The 23,199-nt window shown below is 67.7% G+C and carries 23 protein-coding genes; 15 read left to right on the top strand and 8 right to left on the bottom strand.

From position 1 onward, the window contains the following. Window positions 1–32: 32 nt before the first annotated feature. Genes B0W80_RS15585 through B0W80_RS15575 form a run of 3 tightly spaced genes read right to left on the bottom strand, consistent with a single transcriptional unit; the run spans window position 33 to window position 5,667 of the window. A complete protein-coding gene (locus tag B0W80_RS15585) occupies window positions 33–3,155 on the bottom strand; it encodes an efflux RND transporter permease subunit (protein ID WP_077000066.1) in 3,123 nt (1,040 codons plus the stop codon). After that, the gene (locus B0W80_RS15580) at window positions 3,152–4,399 is read right to left on the bottom strand and encodes an efflux RND transporter periplasmic adaptor subunit (RefSeq protein WP_077000065.1); all 1,248 of its coding nucleotides are present in this window, start codon (window positions 4,397–4,399) and stop codon (window positions 3,152–3,154) included. The genes B0W80_RS15585 and B0W80_RS15580 overlap by 4 nt, the downstream gene beginning before the upstream one ends. Next, the gene (locus B0W80_RS15575) at window positions 4,396–5,667 is read right to left on the bottom strand and encodes a TolC family protein (RefSeq protein WP_143684641.1); all 1,272 of its coding nucleotides are present in this window, start codon (window positions 5,665–5,667) and stop codon (window positions 4,396–4,398) included. The genes B0W80_RS15580 and B0W80_RS15575 overlap by 4 nt, the downstream gene beginning before the upstream one ends. A gap of 83 nt (window positions 5,668–5,750) precedes the next feature. Here B0W80_RS15575 and B0W80_RS15570 point away from each other — a divergent pair, with 83 nt between their 5' ends. Together B0W80_RS15570 and B0W80_RS15565 are read left to right on the top strand one after the other, a co-directional pair. Next, window positions 5,751–6,440 carry a response regulator transcription factor gene (locus tag B0W80_RS15570; RefSeq protein ID WP_077000063.1) on the top strand — a complete coding sequence of 230 codons (690 nt, stop codon included), beginning with the start codon at window positions 5,751–5,753 and terminating at the stop codon, window positions 6,438–6,440. A 44-nt stretch (window positions 6,441–6,484) separates the two neighbouring features. Beyond that, entirely contained in the window at window positions 6,485–7,855 is a 1,371-nt protein-coding gene (locus B0W80_RS15565; RefSeq protein WP_083745426.1) for a sensor histidine kinase, read from the top strand. Here the strand turns inward: B0W80_RS15565 and B0W80_RS15560 are convergent. Next, window positions 7,837–8,940 carry an alkene reductase gene (locus tag B0W80_RS15560; RefSeq protein WP_077000061.1) on the bottom strand — a complete coding sequence of 368 codons (1,104 nt, stop codon included), beginning with the start codon at window positions 8,938–8,940 and terminating at the stop codon, window positions 7,837–7,839. The two genes, B0W80_RS15565 and B0W80_RS15560, sit on opposite strands and share 19 nt — an antisense overlap. A 120-nt stretch (window positions 8,941–9,060) precedes the next feature. Here B0W80_RS15560 and B0W80_RS15555 point away from each other — a divergent pair, with 120 nt between their 5' ends. Then, window positions 9,061–10,281 (top strand): YbfB/YjiJ family MFS transporter, encoded by a 1,221-nt coding sequence (locus B0W80_RS15555; RefSeq protein ID WP_077000060.1) that lies wholly within the window; start codon window positions 9,061–9,063, stop codon window positions 10,279–10,281. Between the two features lie 15 nt (window positions 10,282–10,296). Here B0W80_RS15555 and gstA read toward each other — a convergent pair whose 3' ends face one another. Next, window positions 10,297–10,905: a glutathione transferase GstA gene (gene gstA / locus B0W80_RS15550; protein ID WP_077000059.1), complete on the bottom strand. Its 609-nt coding sequence runs from the start codon at window positions 10,903–10,905 to the stop codon at window positions 10,297–10,299. Window positions 10,906–11,094: 189 nt separating this feature from the next. Between gstA and B0W80_RS15545 the strand changes: the two genes are divergently transcribed. The 8 genes from B0W80_RS15545 to B0W80_RS15510 all read left to right on the top strand — a co-directional run bounded on the left by B0W80_RS15545 (window position 11,095) and on the right by B0W80_RS15510 (window position 18,263). Continuing rightward, window positions 11,095–11,280 carry a DUF1328 family protein gene (locus B0W80_RS15545; RefSeq protein ID WP_077000058.1) on the top strand — a complete coding sequence of 62 codons (186 nt, stop codon included), beginning with the start codon at window positions 11,095–11,097 and terminating at the stop codon, window positions 11,278–11,280. 325 nt (window positions 11,281–11,605) lie between these two features. After that, entirely contained in the window at window positions 11,606–13,555 is a 1,950-nt protein-coding gene (mnmG, locus tag B0W80_RS15540) for a tRNA uridine-5-carboxymethylaminomethyl(34) synthesis enzyme MnmG (protein WP_077000057.1), read from the top strand. Further along, window positions 13,552–14,190 (top strand): 16S rRNA (guanine(527)-N(7))-methyltransferase RsmG, encoded by a 639-nt coding sequence (rsmG, locus tag B0W80_RS15535; RefSeq protein ID WP_077000056.1) that lies wholly within the window; start codon window positions 13,552–13,554, stop codon window positions 14,188–14,190. Before mnmG ends, rsmG begins: the two co-directional genes overlap by 4 nt. A 60-nt stretch (window positions 14,191–14,250) precedes the next feature. Beyond that, window positions 14,251–14,865, top strand: a complete 615-nt coding sequence (locus B0W80_RS15530) for a LysE family transporter (protein WP_077000055.1) — start codon at window positions 14,251–14,253, stop codon at window positions 14,863–14,865. A 1-nt stretch (window position 14,866) separates the two neighbouring features. Further along, window positions 14,867–15,715, top strand: a complete 849-nt coding sequence (locus tag B0W80_RS15525; RefSeq protein ID WP_077000054.1) for a ParA family protein — start codon at window positions 14,867–14,869, stop codon at window positions 15,713–15,715. A 41-nt stretch (window positions 15,716–15,756) separates the two neighbouring features. After that, window positions 15,757–16,305: an alpha/beta hydrolase gene (locus B0W80_RS15520; RefSeq protein ID WP_077000053.1), complete on the top strand. Its 549-nt coding sequence runs from the start codon at window positions 15,757–15,759 to the stop codon at window positions 16,303–16,305. A gap of 5 nt (window positions 16,306–16,310) precedes the next feature. Beyond that, window positions 16,311–17,252 carry a ParB/RepB/Spo0J family partition protein gene (locus B0W80_RS15515; protein WP_077000086.1) on the top strand — a complete coding sequence of 314 codons (942 nt, stop codon included), beginning with the start codon at window positions 16,311–16,313 and terminating at the stop codon, window positions 17,250–17,252. Window positions 17,253–17,366: 114 nt separating this feature from the next. Next, on the top strand, window positions 17,367–18,263 hold the full coding sequence (locus tag B0W80_RS15510; RefSeq protein WP_077000052.1) for a CsgG/HfaB family protein: 897 nt from the start codon (window positions 17,367–17,369) through the stop codon (window positions 18,261–18,263). 131 nt (window positions 18,264–18,394) lie between these two features. Here B0W80_RS15510 and B0W80_RS15505 read toward each other — a convergent pair whose 3' ends face one another. Next, window positions 18,395–19,819 carry an FAD-binding oxidoreductase gene (locus B0W80_RS15505; RefSeq protein WP_077000051.1) on the bottom strand — a complete coding sequence of 475 codons (1,425 nt, stop codon included), beginning with the start codon at window positions 19,817–19,819 and terminating at the stop codon, window positions 18,395–18,397. A gap of 128 nt (window positions 19,820–19,947) precedes the next feature. Here B0W80_RS15505 and B0W80_RS15500 point away from each other — a divergent pair, with 128 nt between their 5' ends. Genes B0W80_RS15500 through B0W80_RS15490 form a run of 3 tightly spaced genes read left to right on the top strand, consistent with a single transcriptional unit; the run spans window position 19,948 to window position 21,438 of the window. Next, window positions 19,948–20,517: a cob(I)yrinic acid a,c-diamide adenosyltransferase gene (locus B0W80_RS15500; RefSeq protein ID WP_077000050.1), complete on the top strand. Its 570-nt coding sequence runs from the start codon at window positions 19,948–19,950 to the stop codon at window positions 20,515–20,517. 26 nt (window positions 20,518–20,543) lie between these two features. Next, window positions 20,544–20,903: a hypothetical protein gene (locus tag B0W80_RS15495; protein WP_077000049.1), complete on the top strand. Its 360-nt coding sequence runs from the start codon at window positions 20,544–20,546 to the stop codon at window positions 20,901–20,903. A gap of 34 nt (window positions 20,904–20,937) precedes the next feature. Further along, entirely contained in the window at window positions 20,938–21,438 is a 501-nt protein-coding gene (locus B0W80_RS15490) for an RcnB family protein (protein ID WP_256856588.1), read from the top strand. A 22-nt stretch (window positions 21,439–21,460) separates the two neighbouring features. On the opposite strand, the gene B0W80_RS15485 is transcribed toward B0W80_RS15490, so the two are convergent. Together B0W80_RS15485 and phaP are read right to left on the bottom strand one after the other, a co-directional pair. Beyond that, the gene (locus B0W80_RS15485) at window positions 21,461–21,715 is read right to left on the bottom strand and encodes a hypothetical protein (protein ID WP_077000047.1); all 255 of its coding nucleotides are present in this window, start codon (window positions 21,713–21,715) and stop codon (window positions 21,461–21,463) included. Between the two features lie 115 nt (window positions 21,716–21,830). After that, complete coding sequence (phaP, locus tag B0W80_RS15480; protein ID WP_077000085.1) at window positions 21,831–22,322, bottom strand: TIGR01841 family phasin; 492 nt, start codon at window positions 22,320–22,322, stop codon at window positions 21,831–21,833. A gap of 126 nt (window positions 22,323–22,448) precedes the next feature. On the opposite strand from phaP, the gene B0W80_RS15475 reads away from it, so the two are divergent. Continuing rightward, entirely contained in the window at window positions 22,449–23,051 is a 603-nt protein-coding gene (locus B0W80_RS15475) for a TetR/AcrR family transcriptional regulator (RefSeq protein WP_077000046.1), read from the top strand. The last annotated feature ends 148 nt before the right edge of the window (window positions 23,052–23,199 follow it).

Here is a 23,199-nt window from a genome sequence, read left to right as displayed (position 1 = left end):
ATGGGAGGGCGAGTTTGAACCTTCTCCCCATGTCAGGGTAAAGCGGAATGTGTCTTGACCTGTCCGCCTTCGGGGTTTCGCGCCTGCGCCGCCGCCCGGCCGCGCGGCGCGAACCAGGCCACGTAGAGCGCCGGCAGCACCACCAGCGTGAGCAACGTGGCGGTGACCAGCCCGCCGATCACCACGATCGCGAGCGGCCGTTGCGTCTCCGACCCGATGTCGTGCGACAGCGCCATGGGCAGCAGCCCGAGCGCGGCCAGCATGGCGGTCATCAGCACGGTACGCAGGCGTTGCATCGAGCCTTCGCGCACGGCGGCCTGCACCGCCATGCCTTCGGCGCGCAGCTGCTGGAACACCGACAGCATGACCACGCCGTTGAGCACCGCCTGCCCCGAGAGTGCGATGAAGCCGATGGCGGCCGAGACCGACAGCGGGATGCCGAAGATCCACAACGCCACGAAGCCACCGACCAGCGCGAGCGGCACGTTGAGCAGGATCAGCGAGGCCATCTTGAGCGACTTGAAGGCATCGAAGAGCAGCACGAAGATGAGCAGCAGCGAGATCGGCACCACCACCGCCAGCCGCGCCATCGCGCGCTCCTGGTTCTCGAACTCGCCGGACCAGCCGACCGTGTAGCTGGCAGGCAGCTTGATGTTCTGCGCCACACGGGCCTGCATGTCCTTCACCACCGAGCCCATGTCGCGGTCCTTGATGAAGATGCCGATCGCCATGGTGCGCCGGCCGGCCTCGCGCGCGATATTCATCGCGCCGCTGGTCTCTCGGATGTCGGCGACGGCGCCCAGCGTGGTGTAGTTGCCGTCGGGCGTGGCCACCGGCGTCGCGCCCAGCGCGGCGATGGCGCGCCGCTCCTGCGGCAGCCGCACGGCCACGGAGAACTTGCGCTCACCTTCCCACAAGTAGGTGGCCGACTTGCCGGCCAGCGCGGCCTCGATCACGTCCTGCACGTCGTTGACGTTGAGGCCGTAGCGCGCCGCGCGCTCGCGGTCGATGTCGACCACCAGCTGGGGCAGGTCGCCGAGCCGGTCGATCTCGGCACGGAACACGCCGGGCACCTGCCGCACCTCGTGCTCGATGGCCTCGGTGATCTTGCGCAGCGTGCCCAGGTCGTCGCCCGCGACCTTGATGACGATCTGGCCGTCGATCTGCGAGATCGACTCCAGCACGTTGTCGCGGATCGGTTGCGAGAACGAAGGCTCCATGCCGGGCAGGGCCGAGACGGCGCGGTCCATCTGCTCGATGAGCTGTTCGCGCGTGAGGCCCTTGCGCCATTGCTCCGGCGGTTTCACGTCGACGAAGATCTCGGCCATGCTGATGGTCTTGGGGTCGGTGCCGTCCTCGGGCTGCCCGGCCTTCGACACGGTGGTGCGCACCTCGGGCACGGCGAGCAGGGCCTTGCGCACGTTGCGCAGCACGCGCGCGGCCTCGTCGTTCGACACGCTCGACGGCAGGCGCAGGTTGACCCAGATCGTGCCTTCGTTGAGCTCGGGCAGAAACTCGGAGCCCAGCCGCGAGGCCGCCACCAGCGCCAACGCGAATGCGGCCAGCGCGATGCCCACCACCTGCTTGCGGTGGGCCAGTGCCCAGTCGAGCACCGGCGCATACACGCGCTTGCTGGCCGACACCACGCGGTTGTCGCCATGCGGCAGGCCGCGGCGCAGCATGCGGTAGGCCAAGAGCGGCACCAGCGTCAGCGAGAAGATCAGCGAGCCCACCAGCGCGGTGGTGACCGACAGCGCCATCGGCTGGAAGATGCGGCCTTCGTGCCGCTGCAACGCGAAGATGGGGATGTGCGCCGCGATGATGATCAGCATCGAGAACAGCGTGGGCCGCCCGACCTCGCTGGCGGCGTCGACGATGGTGCGGCGGCGCTCGTCCTCGTCCATGTTTTCGCCGCGCTCGGCCAGGCGGTGCATGATGTTCTCGATCACGATCACGGCCCCGTCGACGATGATGCCGAAGTCCATCGCGCCCAGGCTCAGCAGGTTGGCCGGCACGCCCATGATCTTGAGCCCGAGAAAGGTCGCCAGCAGCGCGAGCGGAATCACCACCACCACCGCCAGGCTCGCGCGCAGGTTCGACAGGAACAGGTACAGCACCAGCGACACCAGCAGCGCGCCTTCGACCAGGTTGCGGAACACGGTCGAGAGCGTCTTGCCCATGAGCCAGGTGCGGTCGTAGAAGGGCACGATCTCCACGCCGGGCGGCAGGCCGCGCGCGTTGAGCTGCGCGAGCTTGTCCTTCACGCCCTTGAGCACCACGCTCGGGTTCTCGCCCTTGCGCATCACCACGATGCCGGTGACGACGTCGTCGTCGAGGTCTTGCCCCACGGTGCCGAGCCGCGGCACGGCGCCGACCTCGACCCGCGCGACGTCGCGCACGAGGATGGGCGTGGCGCCGCGCGAGGACACGACGATGCGCCCGATGTCGTCGGCCGAGCGCAGCAGGCCGATGCCGCGGATGGCGTACTGCTGCGCGCCCTGCGTGACGTAGCTGCCGCCGGCGTTCGAGTTGCCGCGGCCCAGCGCGTCGAGCAGGTTCTGAAAGCTCAGCTTGTACGCGCGCAGCTTGTCGAGGTCGGGCTGCACCTCGTACTGCTTGATGAAGCCGCCCATGGCCACCACGTCGGCGACCCCGGGCACCTGGCGCAACTGACGCTCGACCGTCCAGTCCTGCACGCTGCGCAGCTCGGTGGTCGACAGGCCGTCGCCGCGCAGGCGGTAGCGCATGATCTCGCCGACCGGCGTGGCGTTGGGCGCGATGTCGGCTTCCACGCCGGGCGGCAGGTCGACGCCGCGCAGGCGCTCGTTGACCTGCTGCCGTACCTCCTGCACCTTGGCCGCGTCGTCGTAGGTGACGACGGTGAAGGACAGGCCGAACTGCGTGTGCGAGAACACGCGAATGGCATTGGGCAGGCCCGACAAGGCCACCTCGATGGGCAGCGTCACCTGCTTCTCGACCTCTTCCGCGGCGCGGCCCGGGTAGAGCGCGATCACCGTGACCTGCGTGTCGGTGACGTCGGGAAAGGCCTCGACCGACAGGTTCTTGAAGGCGACGATGCCGGCCAGCGCGAACAGCAGCGTGCCCAGCACGATGAAGAGCGGCTGCGTCAGCGCGTACTGGATCAGGCGTTTCATGGCTTGCCGGCGCCTGCCGCGTTGGCGCTCATCTTCTTCGGATCGGCCGACTCGGCTTCGACCACCGCGGCGGCCGATTCCTGTGCCTGGCGCAGCTCGCGCGCGAGCAGCAGTGCGTTTTCCTTCACCACCAGTTCGCCCACTTCGAGGCCGCGCGAGACGACGATCTCGGACGGCCCCGCATGGCCAACGCGCACCTCGCGCGCCTCGAACACGCCCGGCTGCACCTGCACCATCACCGATTGCTGGGCGCCGCGCAGCATCACGGCGGAGGCGGGCACGACCACGCCCGAACTCAGCATGCGCTCGAACTGCGCGGTGGCCAGCATCTCGGCCTTGAGGCGCCGCTCCGGGTTGGCCACGACACCGCGGACCTTGATCGTGCGGCTCGCGGGATCGATGGCATCGGCGGCGGCGCTCACCTGGCCCTCGAAGACCTGACCTGGCAGCGCCGCGACGCTGAGCTTGAACACGGCGCCGGGCCGCAGCGTGGCGACCTCCGATTCGCGCGCGTCGATCTGCACCCACAGCGTGGTCGGGTCGCTGAGCACGAAGAGCGGCGGCACGCCGGGCCCCGATTGATCCGCGCGCAGTTCCTGCCCCGGATTCAGATTGCGCTCGACCACGACGCCGGCGATGCCCGCGGTGATGGCGAGGCGCTGGTTGACGCCGCTGCCGCCGCCGTACATCGCGGTGCGCGCACCGGCGCGTGCGACCTCGGCCCGCGCGCGCGCGGCATCGGCCTCGGCCTGCTCCAGTTCCTTGCGCGCGACGATGCCGGCGTCGAACAGCTCGCGCTGGCGCTGCAGGTTCTTGTGCGCGAGGGACACGTCCGCCTGTGCCTTGGCCGTGTCGGCCTGCGCGATGCCGAAGTCGGGCGAGGCCAGCAGCGCGAGCGGCATGCCCGGGCGCACCGCATCGCCCAGGTCGGCGCGGATGGCCGTGATGCGGCCGGCGAAGGCGGGGTAGATGCGTTGCGTGTGCTCCTCGTTCCACACCAGCCGTGCCGGGAGTTCGGCGCGCACGCTCTTGCCGGGCGCGGCCTCGCTGAGCGTGAGCAGCTTGAGCTGCGGATGGTTGGGCGCGAAGCGGATCTGGTTGTTCTGCACGATCGGCGCCGGCGGCTCGGCCTCGGCAGCGGGCGTCTCGCGATCGCTGCACGCCGCGAGCGACGCGATGGCCGCGAGCGCGATCGACGCGAGCAGCATGGAAGGGTGGCGAAGGGCGGGGGCGTGGATGGTCATGGCGAGGCCTGGGGCTGGGTGCGCAGGCGCCAGGCCAGCGCGGCCTTGGCGTGATCGACGCGGGCGGCGATGGCGTCGAGCTGCGTGGCGCGCAGCGTGCGGCGCGCATCGAGCAGGTCGGTGAGCGACATCGCGCCCTTGCGGTAAGCCAACTCGGCGCTGTCGGCGACCTGGCGTGAGCGCGTGAGGATGTCTTCCTCGAAGCGCTGCAGGCGCTGCGCATTGGCCAGCGCTTCCTCGCGCAGGCGCTGCAGTTCCACATTGGCTTCATGGCGCGCCTTGTCGAGCTGGTCCTGCGCTTGTGCGTACTGGGCCTGTGCGCGACCGATCTCGCCTTCGAATCGGTAGCCCCAGTTCAGGGGCACGGTGGCGCGCACTTCGAGCAGGCGATTCGATGTGCCTGGATAGCGGTCGATCGACACGCCCCAGGTCACGTCGGCGCTTCGCTGCGCCTCCGCGGCGGCGAGCGAGGCCTCGGCGGCGGCCGCGCGTTCGCGGGCTGCGCGCACGTCGGCACGCTGGTCGACCAGCGCGGCCAGGTCGGCGTCCTGTGCGGGCAGCGCCAATGCGGGCCAATCGGGCCGCGCAGCCAGGCCGCGCACGGCGGCCGCAGGGCCGAGCAGTCGCGTGAGCTCCAGTTGCGCGCGATCGCGTTCGAGCTGTGCGCTGCGCAGCTCGACGCGGCTGCGTTGCGCCTCGATGGCGGTGCGTGCGGACTCCTGCGCGGGCAGGTCGCCGGCCTGCACGCGGCGCTCGGCGGTGGAGGCCAGCTGTGCTGCGCTGCGCTCGATCTCTTGCACCTCGGCGATGCGCTCCTGTGCGCCGAGCAGGTCGAAGAAGGCGCTGCCGGCCGCGATGCGTTGCTGCAGTTGCGTGTCGTCGAGTTCGGCCGATGCGGCGTCGGCCGTGCGCTCGGCCGCGGTGGTGCGCGCGCGGCGCTTGCCGCCGCGTTCCCAGGTCCAGTCGATGCCGAGCGAACTGTCGATGCGCTTGCGGCCGAGGCCGCCGTTGCCGATGCCGTTCTGCAGGTCGATCGAACTGAGCTTGCCGGTCAGGAGCGGTGCCGGCGCGTGGTCGGCTGCCAGCACGTCGGCGCGCGCGGCCGCGAGCTGCTGGCGCGCCAGCAACACGTCGGGGTTGTCGCGGCTCGCGGACAGCACGTCGTCCAGGCCCAGCGTGCGGGGCTGTGCCTGTTGCGCGGTGGCGGGCAGCAACGCTGCGGCGCCCATCAAAAGGGCCGCACAAGCGGCCCGGTGTCGTCTCCTCATGGGTTGTTTATCGCGTCGCGCGGCTGACGGCCTGCTGACCCTCGCATGCGGTACAAACACGTATCTTTCTGCGGGCTGCTCCCATGCGAATCCTCCTGGTCGAAGACGATGCCGTGCTGCGCGGCGTGGTGTTGAGAAGCCTCAACGATGCGGGCCACCGTGTCGACGTGGCTGCCAATGCGGAAGACGCGGACCACCTGTGGCGCGTGCAGTTGTTCGATGCGGTGCTGCTCGACCTGAACCTGCCCGCCACTGCCGCGCCCACCAGCGGATTGACCAGCGGTCTCAACGTGCTGCGCCATGCGCGGACGCGCGGCGACCGCACGCCGGTGCTCGTGCTCACGGCGCGCGGCCGCACCGAGGAGCGCATCGCCGGGCTCGATGCCGGCGCCGACGACTACCTGGGCAAGCCCTTCGACCTGGCCGAGGTGGAAGCACGCCTGCGTGCGCTGGTGCGGCGCGCGCAGGGCACGGACGACGTGGCGACGCTGGGCCGGCTCAAGCTCGACCGCAAGGCGCGCCGCTTCACGGTGAACAGCTTTCCGCTCGACCTGCCGGCACGCGAGTTCGAAGTGCTGTGGGAGCTCATGAGCCCGCCGGGCCGCACCGTGAGCAAGCGTGCGATGTCCGACAAGCTCTCGACCTTCGACGAGTCGCTGGGCGACAACGCGCTCGAGGCTTTCATCTCGCGGCTGCGCAAGAAGCTGGTGGGCAGCGGTGCGGCCATCCGCACGTTGCGCGGCATCGGCTACTTGCTGGAAGCCACTGCGTGAGCGAAGCGCCGCCGAAGGCGGGCGCGCCCTCGCTCACGGGGCGGATGCTGCGGCGGGTTCTGCTGCCGCTGGCATTGACCTGGCTCGGAGGCACGGCGGTGGCGGTGGCGGTGGCGAGCCACTTCACCGAGCAGGCCTTCGACCGCTCGCTGCTCGATGATGCCTACGCGGTGTCGGCCAACGTCGAGGCGAACGAGCGCGACATCCAACTGCGCCTGTCCCCGCGCGAGGTGACGAGCGTGCTCTTCGATCAGTCGGAGACGATGTTCTTCGCGGTGCTGCGGCCCGATGGCTCGCTGCTGGCCGGCCATGCGGGACTGCAGGCACCGCAGCCCGACGAGGGCGCGCGCTACCGCTTTTCCGACATCCACTACCAGGGGCACCCGCTGCGCGCCGTGACCCTGCACCACGAGCAGCCCAATGCCTTTCGCGTGGTGATCGCGCAGACGACGCGCGCCCGCAGTGCGCTGGTCGAGCGGCTGCTGGCCTATTCGCTGGCGCCGCAGCTGGTGCTGCTGGTGTTGCTGGCAATCTGGCTGTGGCGCCGCATCGAACGCGAGCTGAGGCCACTGGGCGAACTGCGGCAGACGCTGGACCAGCGGGACGCATCCGACCTGGCGCCGGTGCCGGTGGCGCGCAGCTCGCGCGAGCTGGAGCGTCTGGGCGAAACGCTCAATGCGTTGTTCGAGCGGCTCGGCTACAGCGTGCGGGCGCAGCGCGAGTTCGCGGGCAACGTGGCGCACGAGCTGCGCACGCCGCTCGCGGGCATCCGCGCGCTGGCCGACTACGGGCTGGCGCAGCACGCGCCGGCGGTGTGGCGCGAGCAGCTGCAGCAGATCGCCGCCAGCCAGTCGCGCGCGAGTCGCCTGGTCGATCAGCTGCTGGGACTGGCGCTGGCCGACGAGGGGCACACGGCACTGCAGCGCGAGCCGCTGCGGCTGGACATGCTGGTGGAGCAGGCGGTGCTCCGGCACCTCGCGCGCGCCGATGCGCAGGGCGTGGACCTGGGCGCGCTGGGCCTGGACGCGCCGGTGACGGTGCAGGCCAATGCGGCGCTGGTCGAGGGCATCCTCGACAACCTGATCGACAACGCGCTGCGCTACGGCGGGCGCACCATCACGATCGAGCTGGCGGGGCGCACTCTGTCGGTCGCCGACGACGGGCCGGGCATCGACGATGAGATGCGCCGTGCGGTGACGGCGCGCTGGTCGCAGGGGCCGGAGGGCCAGAAGCTGGGGCAGGGCGCCGGACTGGGCCTGGCGATCGTTGCGCGCTATGCGGCGCTGCTCGACGCGGAGCTGCGCTTCGAGAAGGCGAGCGAGGCGGGCGGGCTGCGGGTCGGCGTGGCCTTTCGCGCCACGCCGGCCGCGGCGCCGGGCTCAGCGTCGGCGCCGGCTCAGGCGAGCGCCGGGTAGTCGATGTAGCCCTTCTCGCCACCGCCGTAGAAGGTGTTCTTGTCCCACGGGTTGAGCGGGGCGCCTTCCTTCAGGCGGCGTACCAGGTCGGGGTTGGAGATGAAGGGCTTGCCGAAGGCGACCAGGTCGTCGCCTTCCTTCAGCGCTGCTTCGGCCAGCGGCTTGTCGTAGCCGTTGTTCACCATCCAGGCGCCTTTGCCGCCGGCCTGGCGGTAGGCGGCCTTCAGGGCTTCGTAGTCGAAGGGTCGGTCGTCGATCTCGCGCGGGCCGCCGGTGGCGCCTTCGATGATGTGGACATAGGCCAGTCCCAGAGGCGCGAGCTGCTTCACCACGTACTCGAAGAGCGGCTGCGGGTCGGCATCGTGCGCGTCGTTGGCCGGCGTGACCGGCGACAGGCGAATGCCCGTAATGCCGCCGCCCACGGCATCGACCACGGCACGCGTGACCTCGAGCAGCAGGCGTGCACGGTTCTCGATGCTGCCGCCGTAGTCGTCGTCGCGATGGTTGCTGCCGGTCTTGAGAAACTGGTCGAGCAGGTAGCCGTTGGCGCCATGCACCTCGACACCGTCGAAGCCGGCGGTGTGCACGGCATTGCGGGCGGCCGCGGCGTAGGTGTGGACGATGCCGGGCAGCTCTTCGGCATCGAGCGCGCGCGGTGCCGAGGTCTCGACGAAGGTGGGCACGCCGTCCTTGATCAGCACGGTCTTGGTCTTGGCGGTGATGGCGGAGGGTGCGACGGGCTGGCCGCCATCCGGCTGCAGTTCGTTGTGCGACACGCGGCCCACGTGCCACAGCTGCACGACGATCTTGCCGCCCTTGGCATGCACGGCATCGGTGACGTGCTTCCAGGCTTCGAGCTGTTCCACGCCGTAGAGGCCGGGCACGTCGGCATAGCCCTGGCCCTGGTGGCTGATGGCGGTGGCCTCGGTGATCAGCAGGCCGGCGGCGGCGCGCTGCGCGTAGTAGGTGGCGGCGATCGGTTGAGGCACCGCGTTGGGCGAGCGGTTGCGCGTGAGCGGGGCCATGACGACGCGGTTGGCAAGCTGGAGCTGGCCGGCCTGGAGAGGGTCGAAAAGAGAGGACATCGGCACCTGCGGATGGTTGCTTGAAGACCCGCGACAGTACGCCGACGCGCGCGGGCCCGCACGCACGAGGTTGTCGGTTTGGTGCTAGGCGACGGGCATGCCGCAGAATCGCCGCAGTCCATGACGAGCCCCAGCACTTCGATCACACCGGGCCAGGCCCTTCGCCTGGCGGTGGCGCTGTCGATGGGGGCTGCGGTGTCGCTGGGCATCACGCGCTTCTCGTATGGACTGCTGTTGCCGCCGATGCGGGCCGACCTGGGCTGGAGCTACGCGCTCGCGGGCGGCATGAACACGGCGAACGCGGCGGGCTACCTGGTGGGCGCATTGATGATGCCGGCCATGATGCGGCGCCTCGACCACACGCGGCTGCTGGTCGGCGGCTGCATGCTGGCGAGCCTGTTCATGGCGGCCAGTGGCTTCTTCACGTCGGCGCCGGCCCTGCTCGTGCAGCGTCTGCTGGCGGGCCTGGCCAGTGCGTGGGTGTTCGTGGCCGGCGGCGTGCTGGCCGCGCGGCTCGGTGCGCTGCAGCCTGCGCGCACGGGGCTATTGCTGGGGCTCTATTACGGCGGCACCGGCTTCGGCATCACCTTGTCGGCACTGCTGGTGCCGCTGGCCCTGCAGTCGGCCGCGGGCCGCGCGCACGGGTGGGCCTGGGCCTGGTGGGCGCTGGCGGCGGCCAGCGTGGCGGCCACCGTCTTGCTGGCGTTGGCGGTGCGTGCGATGCCGGCGCAGCAGGATCGACCGGGCGCCGGTGGAGCTGCGCCGGCGGCCGGCGCCGGCGCGGGGCCTGGCGTGCGGCGCTTCGGCTGGGCGCTGGCGGGGTACATGTGCTTCGGCATGGGCTACATCGGCTACATGACTTTCGTGATCGCGCTATTGCGCGAAGAGGGCGCGAGCACCGGTGGCATCACCACCTTCTATGCACTGCTCGGTGTGGCCTGCGTGGCTTCGGCTCGATTGTGGGCGGGGCTGCTCGATCGTTATCGCGGCGGCGAGCCGCAGGCCTTCCTCAACCTGCTGCTGGGCGCGGCGACGCTGCTGCCGGTGCTCAGCGCGTCATGGCCGGTGGCTTTGCTGTCGGGGCTGCTGTTCGGCGCGGTGTTCCTGTCGGTGGTGGCGTCGACGACCGCGCTGGTGCGCCACAACCTGCCGGCGCCGCAATGGGCCGCGGGCATCAGCGCGTTCACCATCGTGTTCGCACTGGGGCAGATCGTGGGGCCGACCGTGACCGGATGGATTTCCGACGGGCCGGGGGGGCTGGCGCGCGGCCTGGTGGCCTCGGCCCTCACGCTGTGGGTCGGGGCCCTGCTGGCGTGGCGGCAGCGGCCGCTGGCCGGCTGAGCGCCACGCGTCTGCTTACTTGCTCAGGCCTTCGACCTTGAGCGCCTCTTGCACGGCCGGGCGCGCGCCCACGCGTGCGTGCCAGGCTTGCACGTTCGGGTAGGGCGACAGGTCGATGCCGACCGGCTTGGCCCAGTTGGTGACGGTGAAGAGGTAGCCGTCGGCGACGGTGAAGTGCTCGCCCATCAGGTACTCCTTGCCCTCGAGCTCGCGGTTGAGCCACTCGTAGCGCGACTCGAGCTTGGACTTGAAGACGGCCTTCGCCTCGTCGGGCATGGCGGGGTTGAAGAAGGGCGAATAGGTCTTGTGGATCTCGGTGCCGATGAAGGTGAGCCACTCCTGCAGGCGGTAGCGCGACAGCGTGCCGGCGGCGGGCGCCAAGTTCTTGGTGGGTGCGAGGTCGGCGATGTATTGCACGATGGCCGGGCCTTCGCGCAAGCGGGTGCCGTCGTCGAGTTCGAGCATCGGCACGTAGCCCAGGGGGTTGATGCCGTAGTAGTCGGTGCCGTCCTTCAGCTTGTGGCTCTTGGTGCTCGCCAGCACGGGCTCGAAGGCGACGCCGGCTTCGCGCAAGGCGATGTGCGGGGAGAGCGAGCAGGCGCCCGGTGAGTAGTACAGCTTCATTCGAATGCTCCAGGTTTGATGGATTGGTTCTCGGGAGGGAGGAGCGATGCTAGCGTCTTCGCTGAGGTCTTCAAGGACAACTTGCCTTGTCCTACGGTGCGCTGCGGGGGGCGACTACCGGGCTCGCAGGGGCGGCGACTCTACAGTCCTTAGCGCTGCGGCAGGGGTCTGCAGCCAAGGAGAACGTTCATGTTGAAGTACGCCATCATTTTTGCCGTGATCTCGCTGATCGCGGCTGCATTGGGTTTCGGCGGTGTGGCTGCCGGTGCTGCCGGTATCGCGAAGCTGCTGTTCGGCCTGTTCCTGATCATCGCGATCGTGTTCCTGGTGCTGGCGGCACTGGGCATCGGCGCGGCCAAGAAAGCGTTGGACTGACGATGCTGCATCGGTTGTTGCGAGGGCTGGCGGGTGAGCCGCTGGCCGTGAGATTGCAGAGTCCGGCGCATCGCATCGTGCGTGTGCTGGACGTGACGCGCACGCATTGGGCCGTCGTCGAACGAAGCAGGTCGCGCGGCGCCCGCACGGGCGCTGGCAGCGGTGCTGTGTTGCTACAAAAAGCATAGCGCTGCGTAGCCGCGGAGTGCGCCTTTCGACGGGCGCGCGCAGCCATTCGCCTTGTCCCTGCATCCTACGCAGGGCGGCGCCGGCGACTAAAATTGGCGCCCCTTTCCGCCAGCGCGCGCGCCGTGCGCCTCTCTCCATGCTGTACCCCGAAGAATTCGATGTGATCGTCGTCGGCGGCGGCCATGCCGGTACCGAAGCCGCGCTGGCCTCCGCGCGCATGGGCGCACGCACGCTGCTGCTCACCCACAATATCGAGACGCTGGGGCAGATGAGTTGCAATCCGTCGATCGGCGGCATCGGCAAGGGGCACCTCGTCAAGGAGGTCGACGCGCTTGGCGGGGCGATGGCGATCGCGACCGATGAGGCGGGCATTCAGTTCCGCATCCTCAATTCGAGCAAAGGCCCGGCTGTGCGTGCGACGCGCGCGCAAGCCGACCGCGTTCTCTATAAGGCTGCGATTCGACGGCGGCTGGAGAACCAGCCCAACTTGTCGCTGTTTCAGCAGGCCGTCGACGACTTGATGGTCGAGGGCGATCGGGTGGTCGGTGCGGTGACGCAGGTTGGAATCGCGTTTCGTGCGCGTGCCGTGGTGCTGACGGCCGGCACCTTTCTCGATGGCCGCATTCATGTGGGCCTCGACAACTACCAGGCTGGCCGTGCGGGTGACCCGCCGGCCGTCAGCCTGTCTGCGCGTCTGAAGGAGCTCAGGCTGCCGCAGGGTCGGCTCAAGACGGGAACGCCGCCGCGGCTGGATGGGCGCAGCATCGATTTCTCGAAGTGCGTCGAGCAGCCGGGCGATGGCATGCCAGGTGGGGCAGGGCCGATGCCGGTGTTCAGCTTCATGGGTCGGCAGGAGATGCATCCCGAACAGATGCCGTGCTGGATCACGAATACGAATGCGAGGACGCACGAGATCATTCGCTCGGGCTTCGACCGGAGCCCGATGTTCACCGGCAAGATCGATGGGGTCGGACCGCGCTACTGCCCGAGCGTGGAAGACAAGATCAACCGCTTCGCTGACAAGGAAAGCCACCAGATCTTTCTCGAGCCCGAGGGCCTGACGACCAACGAGTACTACCCGAACGGCATTTCGACCAGTCTGCCTTTCGACGTCCAGTATCAGCTGGTGCGGTCGATGGCCGGACTGGAGAACGCTCACATCCTGCGCCCGGGCTACGCCATCGAGTACGACTACTTCGACCCGCGCGGGCTCAAGAGTAGCTTCGAAACGCGCGCCATTCAGGGCTTGTTTTTTGCCGGGCAGATCAACGGCACCACGGGCTATGAGGAGGCGGCGGCGCAGGGTTTGTTTGCCGGCATCAATGCGGCGCTGCTGTGCAGGGAAGAAGCGGCTTGGTTGCCGCGGCGCGATGAGGCCTATTTGGGTGTGCTGGTCGATGACCTGATCACGAAGGGCGTGACCGAGCCCTACCGCATGTTCACCAGCCGGGCCGAATTCCGTCTCCAGCTTCGCGAGGACAACGCCGACATGCGGCTGACCGAGGCTGGCCGGCGGCTTGGATTGGTGGACGATGCGCACTGGGATGCGTTCTCGCGCAAGCGCGATCTTGTTTCACGTGAAACAGAACGACTTCGTTCGATCTGGGTGAACCCTCGCAACCTGCCGCCCGATGAGTCAGCGCGCGTTCTCGGCAAGGCCATCGAGCATGAATACAACTTGGGCGATCTGCTGCGTCGGCCCAATGTCGACTACGCGTCGCTGATGTCGCTGGACGGCGGGAAGTACGCGTCTGACCAGCCGCTTGGGAAATCCGAGATCGAACAGATCGAGATTGCCGCCAAGTACGCTGGCTACATCGATCGCCAGCAAGACGAGGTCGAGCGCGCGGCGCATTTCGAGAATCTGCAGTTGCCTGCCGATCTGGACTACGGCCAAGTCACTGCGCTGAGCTTCGAGGTGCGCCAGAAGTTGGCGAAGCATCGCCCGGAAACGCTGGGCCAGGCTTCTCGAATCTCGGGCGTCACGCCGGCTGCGGTTTCCCTTTTGCTGATCCATCTTCGCAAACGCGGGCATCGCGCCTTTTCGCGGGACGCTGCCGCGGTGACGCAGACGGCCGCCGAATGATCGCGGCGGGCGTGCTGCGCGACGGCGCGGCGAAGCTGGGGCTCCAACTGGACGACCTGCAAAGTGAAAGATTGCTGGCCTACGCCGCATTGATCCTGAAATGGAACAAGGTTTACAACCTCACGGCGCTTCGTGACTCCGCCAGTGTGCTGACCCATCACTTGCTTGACAGCTTGGCCGTTGTTGTTCCCCTGGCTCGTCAATGGCCGGGGAGGGCGACTTTGCTCGACGTGGGCGCCGGTGCGGGCCTCCCGGGTGCGGTCATCGCCATCATGCGAGCGGATATCGCCGTGGAATGCCTGGATGCTGTCGCCAAGAAGGCGGCCTTTGTGCAACAAGTGGCCGGTGAGCTGCAGCTCCCGAATCTTCGGGGAAAGCATGCACGCGTGGAGTCGCTCAGTGGGCAATATGAACTGATCAGCTCGCGCGCCTTCGCATCCTTGCCTGACTTTTTCGCGGGCTCCTCGCACCTCCTGGCGGACGACGGCATTTGGATGGCCATGAAAGGCAGGAAGCCGGTTGACGAACTGGCGCAGGTGCCTGCCAGCGTTGAGGTGTTTCACGTGGAACAACTGGACGTGCCCGGCCTTGATGCGGAGCGCTGCATCGTTTGGGCGCGAAAACAGCCCGCCTGAGCAACCTTCGACGAGTCCACCTCGCTTAGACTCGATCCCTCCCCATCAAGGCAGTTTTCCATGTTCGGCATCGCTGACTACGGCGCATTCGTTGCCGCCATCATTCTTTTTCTCGCGATTCCCGGCCCTGGGAATCTTGCGCTGATTAGCTCGACCAGCAAAGGGGGCATTCGGGCGGGCATGGCAGCAACCTTCGGGGTGATTGCAGGTGACCAGATCTTGATGTGGGCGGCTGTGGCCGGCGTGGCTGCATTGCTGGCCGCGTTTCCGCCGGCCTTCAAGGCCGTGCAGTGGCTGGGCGCCATCTATCTGGCTTGGCTGGGTTTCCGCATGCTGACCGCCAAGCCGGGCGCCGCGCCCTTGTTGAACATCCGCCCCCGTCAGTACTTCCGTCAGGCGTTGACCATCACCTTGCTGAACCCGAAAGCGATCGTGTTCTACATGGCGTTTTTCCCGCTGTTCGTCGACCCGGCTCGGCATCAAGGACTTCTGACCTTTGCCGTGATGGCGCTGACGATCGCCGTTCTGACCTTCTTCTATTGCCTTACCGCCACGCTGCTCACGCATTTTTTGGCCGCTCGGCTGCGCGCCAATCCGCGCATTTCTGCACTGTTTGAAAAGCTGGCAGGCGTGTTCCTGATTGGTTTCGGCATCAAGCTGGCGGCCAATCACTAGCATGGCCAAGATTTTTTGCGTTGCGAATCAGAAGGGCGGCGTGGGCAAAACCACGACCACCGTCAATCTGGCGGCCGGCTTGGCCAAGGTGGGCCAGCGGGTTCTGATGATCGACCTCGACCCGCAGGGCAATGCGACCATGGGCTCGGGCATCGACAAGCGCCGGCTCGAAACGACGGTGTACGACGTGCTGCTCGAATCGGCGTCGGTGACCGAGGCGAAGGTGAGGGCGGAGAAGTGTGGCTACGACGTGCTGGGCGCCAACCGCGAGCTGGCCGGTGCGGAAGTCGAGATGGTGGCTCTGGATCGCCGCGAAAAACGCCTGCGGACGGCCCTGGCCACGGTCGGCGCCGAATACGACTTCATCCTGATCGACTGCCCGCCGAGCTTGAGTTTGCTCACGCTCAATGGCTTGTGCTGCGCGCACGGCGTCATCGTGCCGATGCAATGCGAGTACTTTGCGCTCGAAGGGCTGACCGACCTGGTCAACACCATCAAGCAGGTGCATGCCAACCTTAACAAGAACCTGCAGATCATCGGCTTGCTGCGCATCATGTTCGACCCGCGCATCACCCTGCAGCAGCAGGTCAGCGAGCAGCTCAAGGCCCACTTCGGCGACAAGGTGTTCGACACGGTGATTCCGCGCAATGTGCGACTTGCCGAGGCGCCGAGCTATGGCTTGCCGGGGGTGATCTTCGATCCGGCAGCCCGGGGCAGCCAGGCTTTCGTGGCGTTTGCCGAAGAGCTCGTGCAGAAGATGCCTCCGGCCAGTGCACTGGCCGGCGCTGCGCCTGCACCCGCGCCGATGGCGCCACCGCCTGTCGCAGTGCAAGACCCCCAAGGCCTCTGAGCCCGCCGGTCGGTACCTGACTGCTATCAATTCTGGAGCGCATGACCGCTGCCGCCACCACCGTCCTGCTGCTGCCCGGTTGGCAGAACAGCGATCCGCCGCACTGGCAGAGCCGGTGGGAGGCCGTGCATGGCGACCGCAGGGTCGAGCAACACGAGTGGATGCGGCCCCTGCGCGGTGATTGGTCGGCACGGCTCGAAGAGGAAGTACTGGCCGCCAAGGCGCCCGTAGCGCTGGTGGCCCATAGCCTGGGTTGCATCCTCGTGGCCGCATGGGCAGCCCATTCGCGCAACACGCACAAGGTGCGCGCGGCCTTGCTGGTCGCGCCTGGCGACCTGGAGCGCGAAGACATTCGCCAGATGATTCCCGGCTGGGCGCCCATCGTGCGCAAGCCTTTGCCGTTCCCCGCCCTCATGATCGCGGCCAGCGACGACCCCTATTGCAGCGCCGAGCGCTCACGGGGCATGGCGCGCGACTGGGCGGCGCGCTACATCGATGCTGGCCGCCGGGGGCACATCAACGCCGAATCCGGCCTCGGGGACTGGCCCGAAGGACGACAACTGCTGAACGACTTGCTGAAAGAAGAATGACCTCGATGGCCACCAAGAAACCCAAGGGCCTCGGCCGCGGACTCGAAGCCCTGCTGGGCCCCACCTTCAATGGCCCGGACAACCCGGCCAACGACGAAGTCGCGCTGGCCAATCCCACCACCCTGAACCTCGACCAGATGGTGCCCGGCATCTACCAGCCGCGAACGCGCATGGACGAAGGCGCGCTCTACGAATTGGCAGAGAGCATCAAGGCGCAGGGCATCATGCAGCCGATCCTGGTGCGGCGGCTCGATGCCGAGGCGGCGCGCGTGAAGAACGCGGAGTTCGAAATCATTGCCGGCGAGCGCCGCTTCCGAGCGGCCAGGCTGGCTGGGCTCGACAGTGTGCCGGTGCTGGTGCGCGACGTGCCCAACGAGGCCGCCGCGGCGATGTCGCTGATCGAGAACATCCAGCGCGAAGATCTCAACCCGCTCGAAGAAGCGCAGGGCTTGCAGCGGCTGGTGGCCGAATTCGGCCTGACGCACGAATCCGCGGCCCAGGCCGTGGGCCGGTCGCGCAGTGCCGCCAGCAATCTGCTGCGGCTGCTCAATCTGGCCGAGCCCGCGCAGGCCATGCTGATGGCGGGCGACATCGACATGGGGCATGCCCGCGCGCTGCTGTCGCTCGACAAGGGCACCCAGATCACCGCGGCCAACCAGATTGCAGCGAAGAAGTTGTCGGTGCGCGAGGCCGAGGCACTGGTCAAGAAGCTGAGCGCCGAATTCAGCTTGCGTCCACCGGCTCATCGCGGCGGCGGCGAGAAATCGCGCGATCTGCAGCGCGTCGAGGAAGAGCTCGCCGACCTGTTGGCGGCCGAGGTCGAGGTGCGGATCAAGAAGCGCAGCAAACGCGGCGGCAAGGTGGAGCAGAGCGGTGAGCTTGCCATCCACTTCGGTTCACTCGAGGCCCTCAACGGTCTCATCGACCGCATCCGCCAAACGGCCTAATTCTGCAAAGACGCGACTTCATGCTTCTGGGCGGTTGTCCGGCGGCGCCTTTGCGAATATGCTTGCCCGTTACGTTTTTTAACTGTAGTTCGAAAGTTCTCTGAGGACCGCCACATGACCACCGCCCGTTTTCCGCTTGCTGCCGTCGCCCTGGGGGCACTTCTTCTGACTGGCTGCCAGACGACCGACATGCAGATGGGAAGCCAGAGCGCCAAGACGGTGGCGACCGGCAGCGCCGCCGGTTCCGCCTCGGCCAACACCAGCAGCACACTCGAACGCTGCGCCTCTCCGCTGGGCACCGTCTCGCTCATCGAGAACCAATCGGCCGGCTGGTACACCATCCTGCGCAACGAATACCGCCTCCCGCCCACCGCCAACCTGCTGCGCCTTCTGGTCCAGCAATCCAACTGCTTCGTGGTGGTCGAGCGCGGCGCTGCCGGCATGAACGCCATGTCGCGGGAGCGCGACCTGATGGCCTCCGGCGAAATGCGCCAGGGCAGCAATTTCGGCCGCGGCCAGATGGTGGCTTCGGACTACGGCCTGTCTCCCGAAATCGTGTTCAGCAACAGCAATGCCGGTGGCATGGGTGGCGGGCTCGGCGGCCTGGTCGGCGGGCGCTACAGCGGCGTGTTGGCGGCAGTGGGCGGCAACCTGCAGACCAAGGAAGCCAGTGCGCTGCTGACCCTCATCGACAACCGTTCCGGCGTGCAGGTCGCGGCCTCCGAGGGCAGCGCCTCCAAGACCGACTTCGGCGCCTTCGGCTCCGTGTTCGGCGGCGGCGGGGCCGGTGGCCTCGGCGGCTACACCAACACGGCCCAAGGCAAGGTCATCAGCGCTGCCTTCATGGACGCGTTCAACCAGATGGTCGTTTCGCTGCGCAACTACAAGGCGCAGACGGTGCAAGGCCAGGGTCTGGGCGGCGGCGGACGGCTGGGTGTGGATGGCGGCGTGGCGCCTTCGCAAACCTCGGCGCCTGCCGAACGTGCGCCGGCGCGTCGCAATACCAAATAAGAGCGCGGGCGCGCAGCCCGGTCGCCTCGGACAAAAAGCCCGGCGGCTCTTGCGAGCCCCGGGCTTTGTCGATTGCTGTCTAAAGGACGCCGATCGCAGCCGATCGAGGCACATCCCTGCAAGTAAGGCCCTCAAAGGCTGAAAATCTTCCCCGGATTCATGATGTTCTTCGGATCGAGCGCGCGCTTGATCGTGCGCATCATGTCGATGGCGCCGGCACCGGCTTCGTTGACCAGAAACTCCATCTTGTGCAGGCCGACGCCGTGCTCGCCGGTGCAGGTGCCTTCCAGCGCGAGTGCGCGCGACACCAGCGCATGGTTGAGCTTCTCGGCCGTGACGCGCTCTTCGGGCGCATCCGGATCGAGCAGATAACCGAAGTGGAAATTGCCGTCGCCCACGTGGCCCACGAGGAAGTAGGGGATGCCGCTCGCATCGGCTTCGGCCACCGATTCGAGCAGGCAATCGGCCAGTCGCGAAATGGGCACGCAGGTGTCGGTGCTGATCACGCGGCAGCCGGGGCGCGACTGCACTGCCGCGAAATAGGCGTTGTGCCGTGCCGTCCAGAGGCGCGTGCGCTCCTCGGGCGTGCTCGCCCATTCGAAGGCCTTGCCGCCATGGCCGCTGGCGAGTTCCTGCACGGTCTCGGCCTGCTCCTTCACGCCCGCGGGCGAACCGTGAAACTCCATCAGCAGCATGGGCTCTTCGCGCAGGCCGAGCTTGGCGTAGGCGTTCACCATGCGCACGGTGTTCACGTCGATCAGTTCGACGCGCGCGATCGGCACGCCCAGTTGGATGATCTCGATGACCGTGCGCACGGCAGCCTCGATGCTCGGGAACGAGCAGATCGCGGCCGACACCGCCTCGGGCAGCGGATACAGGCGCAGCGTGATCTCGGTCACCACGCCCAGGGTGCCCTCGCTGCCGACCATCAGTCGGGTGAGGTCGTAGCCTGCGGAAGACTTCTTCGCGCGCGTGCCGGTGCGGATCACTTCGCCGGTGGCGGTAACCACTTCGAGCGCCAGCACGTTCTCGCGCATGGTGCCGTAGCGCACGGCGTTCGTGCCGCTGGCGCGCGTGGCCGTCATGCCGCCGATCGATGCATCCGCACCCGGGTCGATCGGAAAGAAGAGCCCGGTGCTCTTGATGTCGTCGTTGAGCTGCTTGCGCGTCACGCCCGGCTGCACCGTGACCGTGAGGTCGTCGGCATTGACCGAGAGCACGTGGTTCATGCGGCTGACGTCGATGCTGATGCCGCCCTGCACCGCGAGCAGGTGGCCCTCGAGCGACGAGCCGACACCGAAGGGGATCACCGGCACGCTGTGCTCGCTTGCGAGCCTCACGGCGTCGGACACGTCCTGCGTGCTCTCGGCAAACACCACCGCTGCGGGCGGCGGCGCATCGAAGGACGATTCGTCCCGGCCGTGCTGCGTGCGCACGGCCAGCGCCGTGGAACACTGGTCCTTGAAGCGGTCCTTGAGCGCCTCGATCAGCGCATCGGGCACGTCGCGCAGTGCGATGGCCGGGGTGAGGTGGGCAAGGGCGGTGGGCGCATTCATCGGCGGGTCTCCGTCAGGGGGCTACCATTCTACGAACCGGGCCAGGGAAGCACATCCTCGAACACACCTTCCCGCGCCCCCTTTGATTACCACACCGATTACCCCCGAATCTTCATCAGCACATCGACATGGGCAACCGACTCTCACAGATCGCCACGCGTACCGGCGACGACGGCACCACCGGCCTGGGCGACAACACGCGCGTGCCCAAGGACCACCAGCGCGTGCACGCCATGGGCGAGGTCGACGAACTCAACTCGCACGTCGGCTTGTTGCTGTGCGAGCCGATGCCCGATGGTGTGCGCGAGCTGCTCGTCGACGTGCAGCATCAGCTGTTCAACCTGGGCGGCGAACTGTCGATGCCGGGGTTCACGCTGCTCAAGGGCGATGCGCTGCTGCAGCTGGACAACGCGCTCGCCGAGCACAATGCGGCGCTTCCACGCCTGGCCGAGTTCATCCTGCCCGCGGGCACGCGCGCGGCCTCGCAGGCCCACGTATGCCGCACCGTCGCGCGTCGCGCCGAACGCGCCGTGGTGGCGCTCGGCGCGGAGGCCGAGCTCAACGACGCGCCACGCCAATACCTCAACCGCCTGAGCGACCTGCTCTTCGTGCTTGCACGCGTGCTCAACCGCATCGACGGCGGCGACGACGTCTATTGGAAGAGCGAGCGCATGGCGCGCGCCGCCGCGGGCGAATGACACCTGCACTTCAAGGAGATCGATCCATGCCGAGCAAGCCTCTTCGTTGCGCGACTGCCGCGGTTTTTGCGGCCTGCCTCGCGCTGCCGCTGGCCGCGAGCGCGCAGAACGCCAACCATCCCCCCACGGCCCACCAACGTGCCGACACGCTCAAGTCACCGCCGCGCGACAGCAAGGTCATCGGCGGCATGCAGCGTGGCACCGATGCGGCAGGCCGCGGCATCGATCGCGCAGACGATGCCGCGCGGCGGGGCATCAGCAGCGGATCCGAGCGCGCGAGCCGGCCCATCCGCAACTTCGGCGAGTCGCTGGGCCGCAAGCTGCCTGGCGGCGGACAGGGGCACGGCGCAGCCCCCGCTGTGGGACCGCAAAGCACTTCCCCGTAAGGGCGGCAGCGCTTTACCTGCGCTTACACCCTTCATGGCCGCCACATTCGCGGCCTGCGTGCGCGACACATGGGCTTTCCACAATGAGCCCATGTTCCAACGCAATGAAGGAGTCGTGATGATGAACAAGCGCAGCAGCTTCCGTACCAGTGCCGTCGCAGCGGTGATGGCCCTTTGCATGGCCGGCAGCGCCATGGCGCAGGACGGCCGCTGGGGCGATTCGCATCGCCGCTCGGACGATGGTCCCCGCTATGCGCAGCGTCATGACCGGGGCGACGACCATCGCCGCGATCAGCGTCACGACTACCGCCACGACGACCGCCGCGATCATCGCCAATGGGAAGGCCACCGTGGCTGGCAGCGTGGCGGCTATCTGCCCCCTGCCTACCGCGGCCACGGCTACGAGGTGCGCGATTGGCGCGCCCAGCGACTGCAGGCACCGCCGAGCGGTTACCACTGGGTGAGTGCGGACGGCAACCTTGTGCTGGCCGCGATCGCGACCGGGCTGATCGCCCAGATCATCGCGTCGCAGTAAAGCCGGAGATCCGTTGTGCGGCTCAGGCGGCCGCGGCCGCCGTCTGTGCGCAGATGTTGCGCCCGGTGATGGTGAGCCGCAGCCCGCCGCCGTGCCATTCGAGCCAGTTGAGCGACACGTAGGCCTCGATATCGGCATCGGCAATCCGATCCGCTTGGCGCTGTTTCAGCAGTTCGACCGTGGCAGGCAATGCCGCCCGGAGCCTTTCACGAATCAAGGTCTCGTCGGTCGCCGGAACGGCGGGTCTGCGGATGAGAGAAGTCGATGCCTTGGCCAAGATCGCTCCGATTTCGCGAGAAAGAGGTCCAATGTACGCCTACTGCTGAGCGCGTCGTGGACCTTTTTCTCAATATGGCCGATCCGGCATGCCGGCCCGCCGTTTCAGCAACACCTTACTTCTTCGGTGCCTTCAGCAGCTTGCTGACTTCGTCGACGTTCGAGCGGATGCGCTGGCTCACGATGTCGAAGGCCTCGGCCTGCGAGCGCGCCGCCAGTTCCGAGAGCTCCCGGATGTCGTCCAGCGCCTGCTTGAAAGCCGCCTTGCCCATCGCGTCGAGCTTGGACAGGTTTTCCCGCGGCTCCGCGGGCGACATGCCCTTGACCGCGCCCTGCCATTCGACGATCGAGGCCTTCAGCATCTCGGTCTGGCGCTGGACCACCGCCTGCAGCCCCTGATACGACTTCTCGTTGGCTTCCATCAGCGCGGCCAGGTCCTTGCGCCCGCTCTCCACGATGGCGCCGGCCGCCCCCGCCAGCGGCAGGTTCTGCAGCCGGTCGGCCATGCCCTTCAGCGGCTTGATGAAAGCGTCCTGGACATCGTCCGCGACCGTCGGGCCTGCCTTCTTGGCGCCGGCGCCGCTGCTCGATTTGCTGCTGGTTGCCATGCTCATCTCTCCGGGTTGTGGTTGGAGCCGCCACGATACGCCGGGATGCCGCCTCCATGGAAGCTGCAAAGCCCGAATTCTTTGCGGCTTGCTATTTCGCACGACTGTGCTAAATTTAGCGCCATCATGGATGCGAAGACCCAGAAGAGCGAGATGACCCGTACCGCCATCGTCGGCGCGGCAATGGATCTCGCCTCGGCCGAGGGACTGGAAGCCATCACGCTGCAGGCCGTGGCCACGCGGCTGGGCCTGTCCAAGAGCGGCGTCTTCTCGCGCGTGAGTTCGCGCGAGGCGCTGCAAAAGGCGGTCATCGAGGAATTCGGGCGCCGCTTCCTGGCCGACGTCTTCGTGCCCGCCATGCAAAAGCCCAAGGGCCTGGCTCGTCTCGACGACATCGTCGCCCGCTGGATCGTGCGCACCCGCGACGTCGAATCCGAAACCGGCTGCATCTACACGGCGGGCGCCTTCGAGCTCGACGACCGCGAGGGCGAGTTGCGCGACGTGCTGGTCGAGGAAGTCACGCGCTGGCGCGCCGCATTGCGGCGCAGCGTGCAGCAGGCCGTGGACACCGGCGAACTGCGGGCCGACACCGATCCGGCACAGCTGGTCAGCGAAATCAACGGCCTCATCATGTCCCTGCTGCACGACGCGCGCTTCCTGCGCGACAGCCGTGCAGGCGACCGCGCCCTGCATTCGTGGCAGCGAACGGTCGCGAGCTACCGCGCCTGAAGCCCCATGTCCGTCCGAACCACCGCCCCTTGTTCGCTTATATTTCGCACGATCGTGCGATAAAGGAGAAAGTCATGTTGATCGCCTTGTTGTTCCTCGGTGCCTGCCTGGTCGGGCTGGGTGTGCGCACGGTCGTAGATACCGTGCG

This window comes from Variovorax sp. KK3, assembly GCF_001984055.1.
Lineage (GTDB): Bacteria > Pseudomonadota > Gammaproteobacteria > Burkholderiales > Burkholderiaceae_C > Variovorax.
Note: the sequence above shows the minus strand (reverse complement) of the source record. Positions and strands in the feature narration are given on the sequence as shown.

Coding starts and splice junctions, on each gene's coding strand:
- B0W80_RS15585 (WP_077000066.1), bottom strand. CDS start 3,155: ATGAAACGCCTGATCCAGTACGCGCTGACGCAGCCGCTCTTCATCGTG.
- B0W80_RS15580 (WP_077000065.1), bottom strand. CDS start 4,399: ATGACCATCCACGCCCCCGCCCTTCGCCACCCTTCCATGCTGCTCGCG.
- B0W80_RS15575 (WP_143684641.1), bottom strand. CDS start 5,667: ATGAGGAGACGACACCGGGCCGCTTGTGCGGCCCTTTTGATGGGCGCC.
- B0W80_RS15570 (WP_077000063.1), top strand. CDS start 5,751: ATGCGAATCCTCCTGGTCGAAGACGATGCCGTGCTGCGCGGCGTGGTG.
- B0W80_RS15565 (WP_083745426.1), top strand. CDS start 6,485: ATGCTGCGGCGGGTTCTGCTGCCGCTGGCATTGACCTGGCTCGGAGGC.
- B0W80_RS15560 (WP_077000061.1), bottom strand. CDS start 8,940: ATGTCCTCTCTTTTCGACCCTCTCCAGGCCGGCCAGCTCCAGCTTGCC.
- B0W80_RS15555 (WP_077000060.1), top strand. CDS start 9,061: ATGACGAGCCCCAGCACTTCGATCACACCGGGCCAGGCCCTTCGCCTG.
- gstA (WP_077000059.1), bottom strand. CDS start 10,905: ATGAAGCTGTACTACTCACCGGGCGCCTGCTCGCTCTCCCCGCACATC.
- B0W80_RS15545 (WP_077000058.1), top strand. CDS start 11,095: ATGTTGAAGTACGCCATCATTTTTGCCGTGATCTCGCTGATCGCGGCT.
- mnmG (WP_077000057.1), top strand. CDS start 11,606: ATGCTGTACCCCGAAGAATTCGATGTGATCGTCGTCGGCGGCGGCCAT.
- rsmG (WP_077000056.1), top strand. CDS start 13,552: ATGATCGCGGCGGGCGTGCTGCGCGACGGCGCGGCGAAGCTGGGGCTC.
- B0W80_RS15530 (WP_077000055.1), top strand. CDS start 14,251: ATGTTCGGCATCGCTGACTACGGCGCATTCGTTGCCGCCATCATTCTT.
- B0W80_RS15525 (WP_077000054.1), top strand. CDS start 14,867: ATGGCCAAGATTTTTTGCGTTGCGAATCAGAAGGGCGGCGTGGGCAAA.
- B0W80_RS15520 (WP_077000053.1), top strand. CDS start 15,757: ATGACCGCTGCCGCCACCACCGTCCTGCTGCTGCCCGGTTGGCAGAAC.
- B0W80_RS15515 (WP_077000086.1), top strand. CDS start 16,311: ATGGCCACCAAGAAACCCAAGGGCCTCGGCCGCGGACTCGAAGCCCTG.
- B0W80_RS15510 (WP_077000052.1), top strand. CDS start 17,367: ATGACCACCGCCCGTTTTCCGCTTGCTGCCGTCGCCCTGGGGGCACTT.
- B0W80_RS15505 (WP_077000051.1), bottom strand. CDS start 19,819: ATGAATGCGCCCACCGCCCTTGCCCACCTCACCCCGGCCATCGCACTG.
- B0W80_RS15500 (WP_077000050.1), top strand. CDS start 19,948: ATGGGCAACCGACTCTCACAGATCGCCACGCGTACCGGCGACGACGGC.
- B0W80_RS15495 (WP_077000049.1), top strand. CDS start 20,544: ATGCCGAGCAAGCCTCTTCGTTGCGCGACTGCCGCGGTTTTTGCGGCC.
- B0W80_RS15490 (WP_256856588.1), top strand. CDS start 20,938: ATGGCCGCCACATTCGCGGCCTGCGTGCGCGACACATGGGCTTTCCAC.
- phaP (WP_077000085.1), bottom strand. CDS start 22,322: ATGGCAACCAGCAGCAAATCGAGCAGCGGCGCCGGCGCCAAGAAGGCA.
- B0W80_RS15475 (WP_077000046.1), top strand. CDS start 22,449: ATGGATGCGAAGACCCAGAAGAGCGAGATGACCCGTACCGCCATCGTC.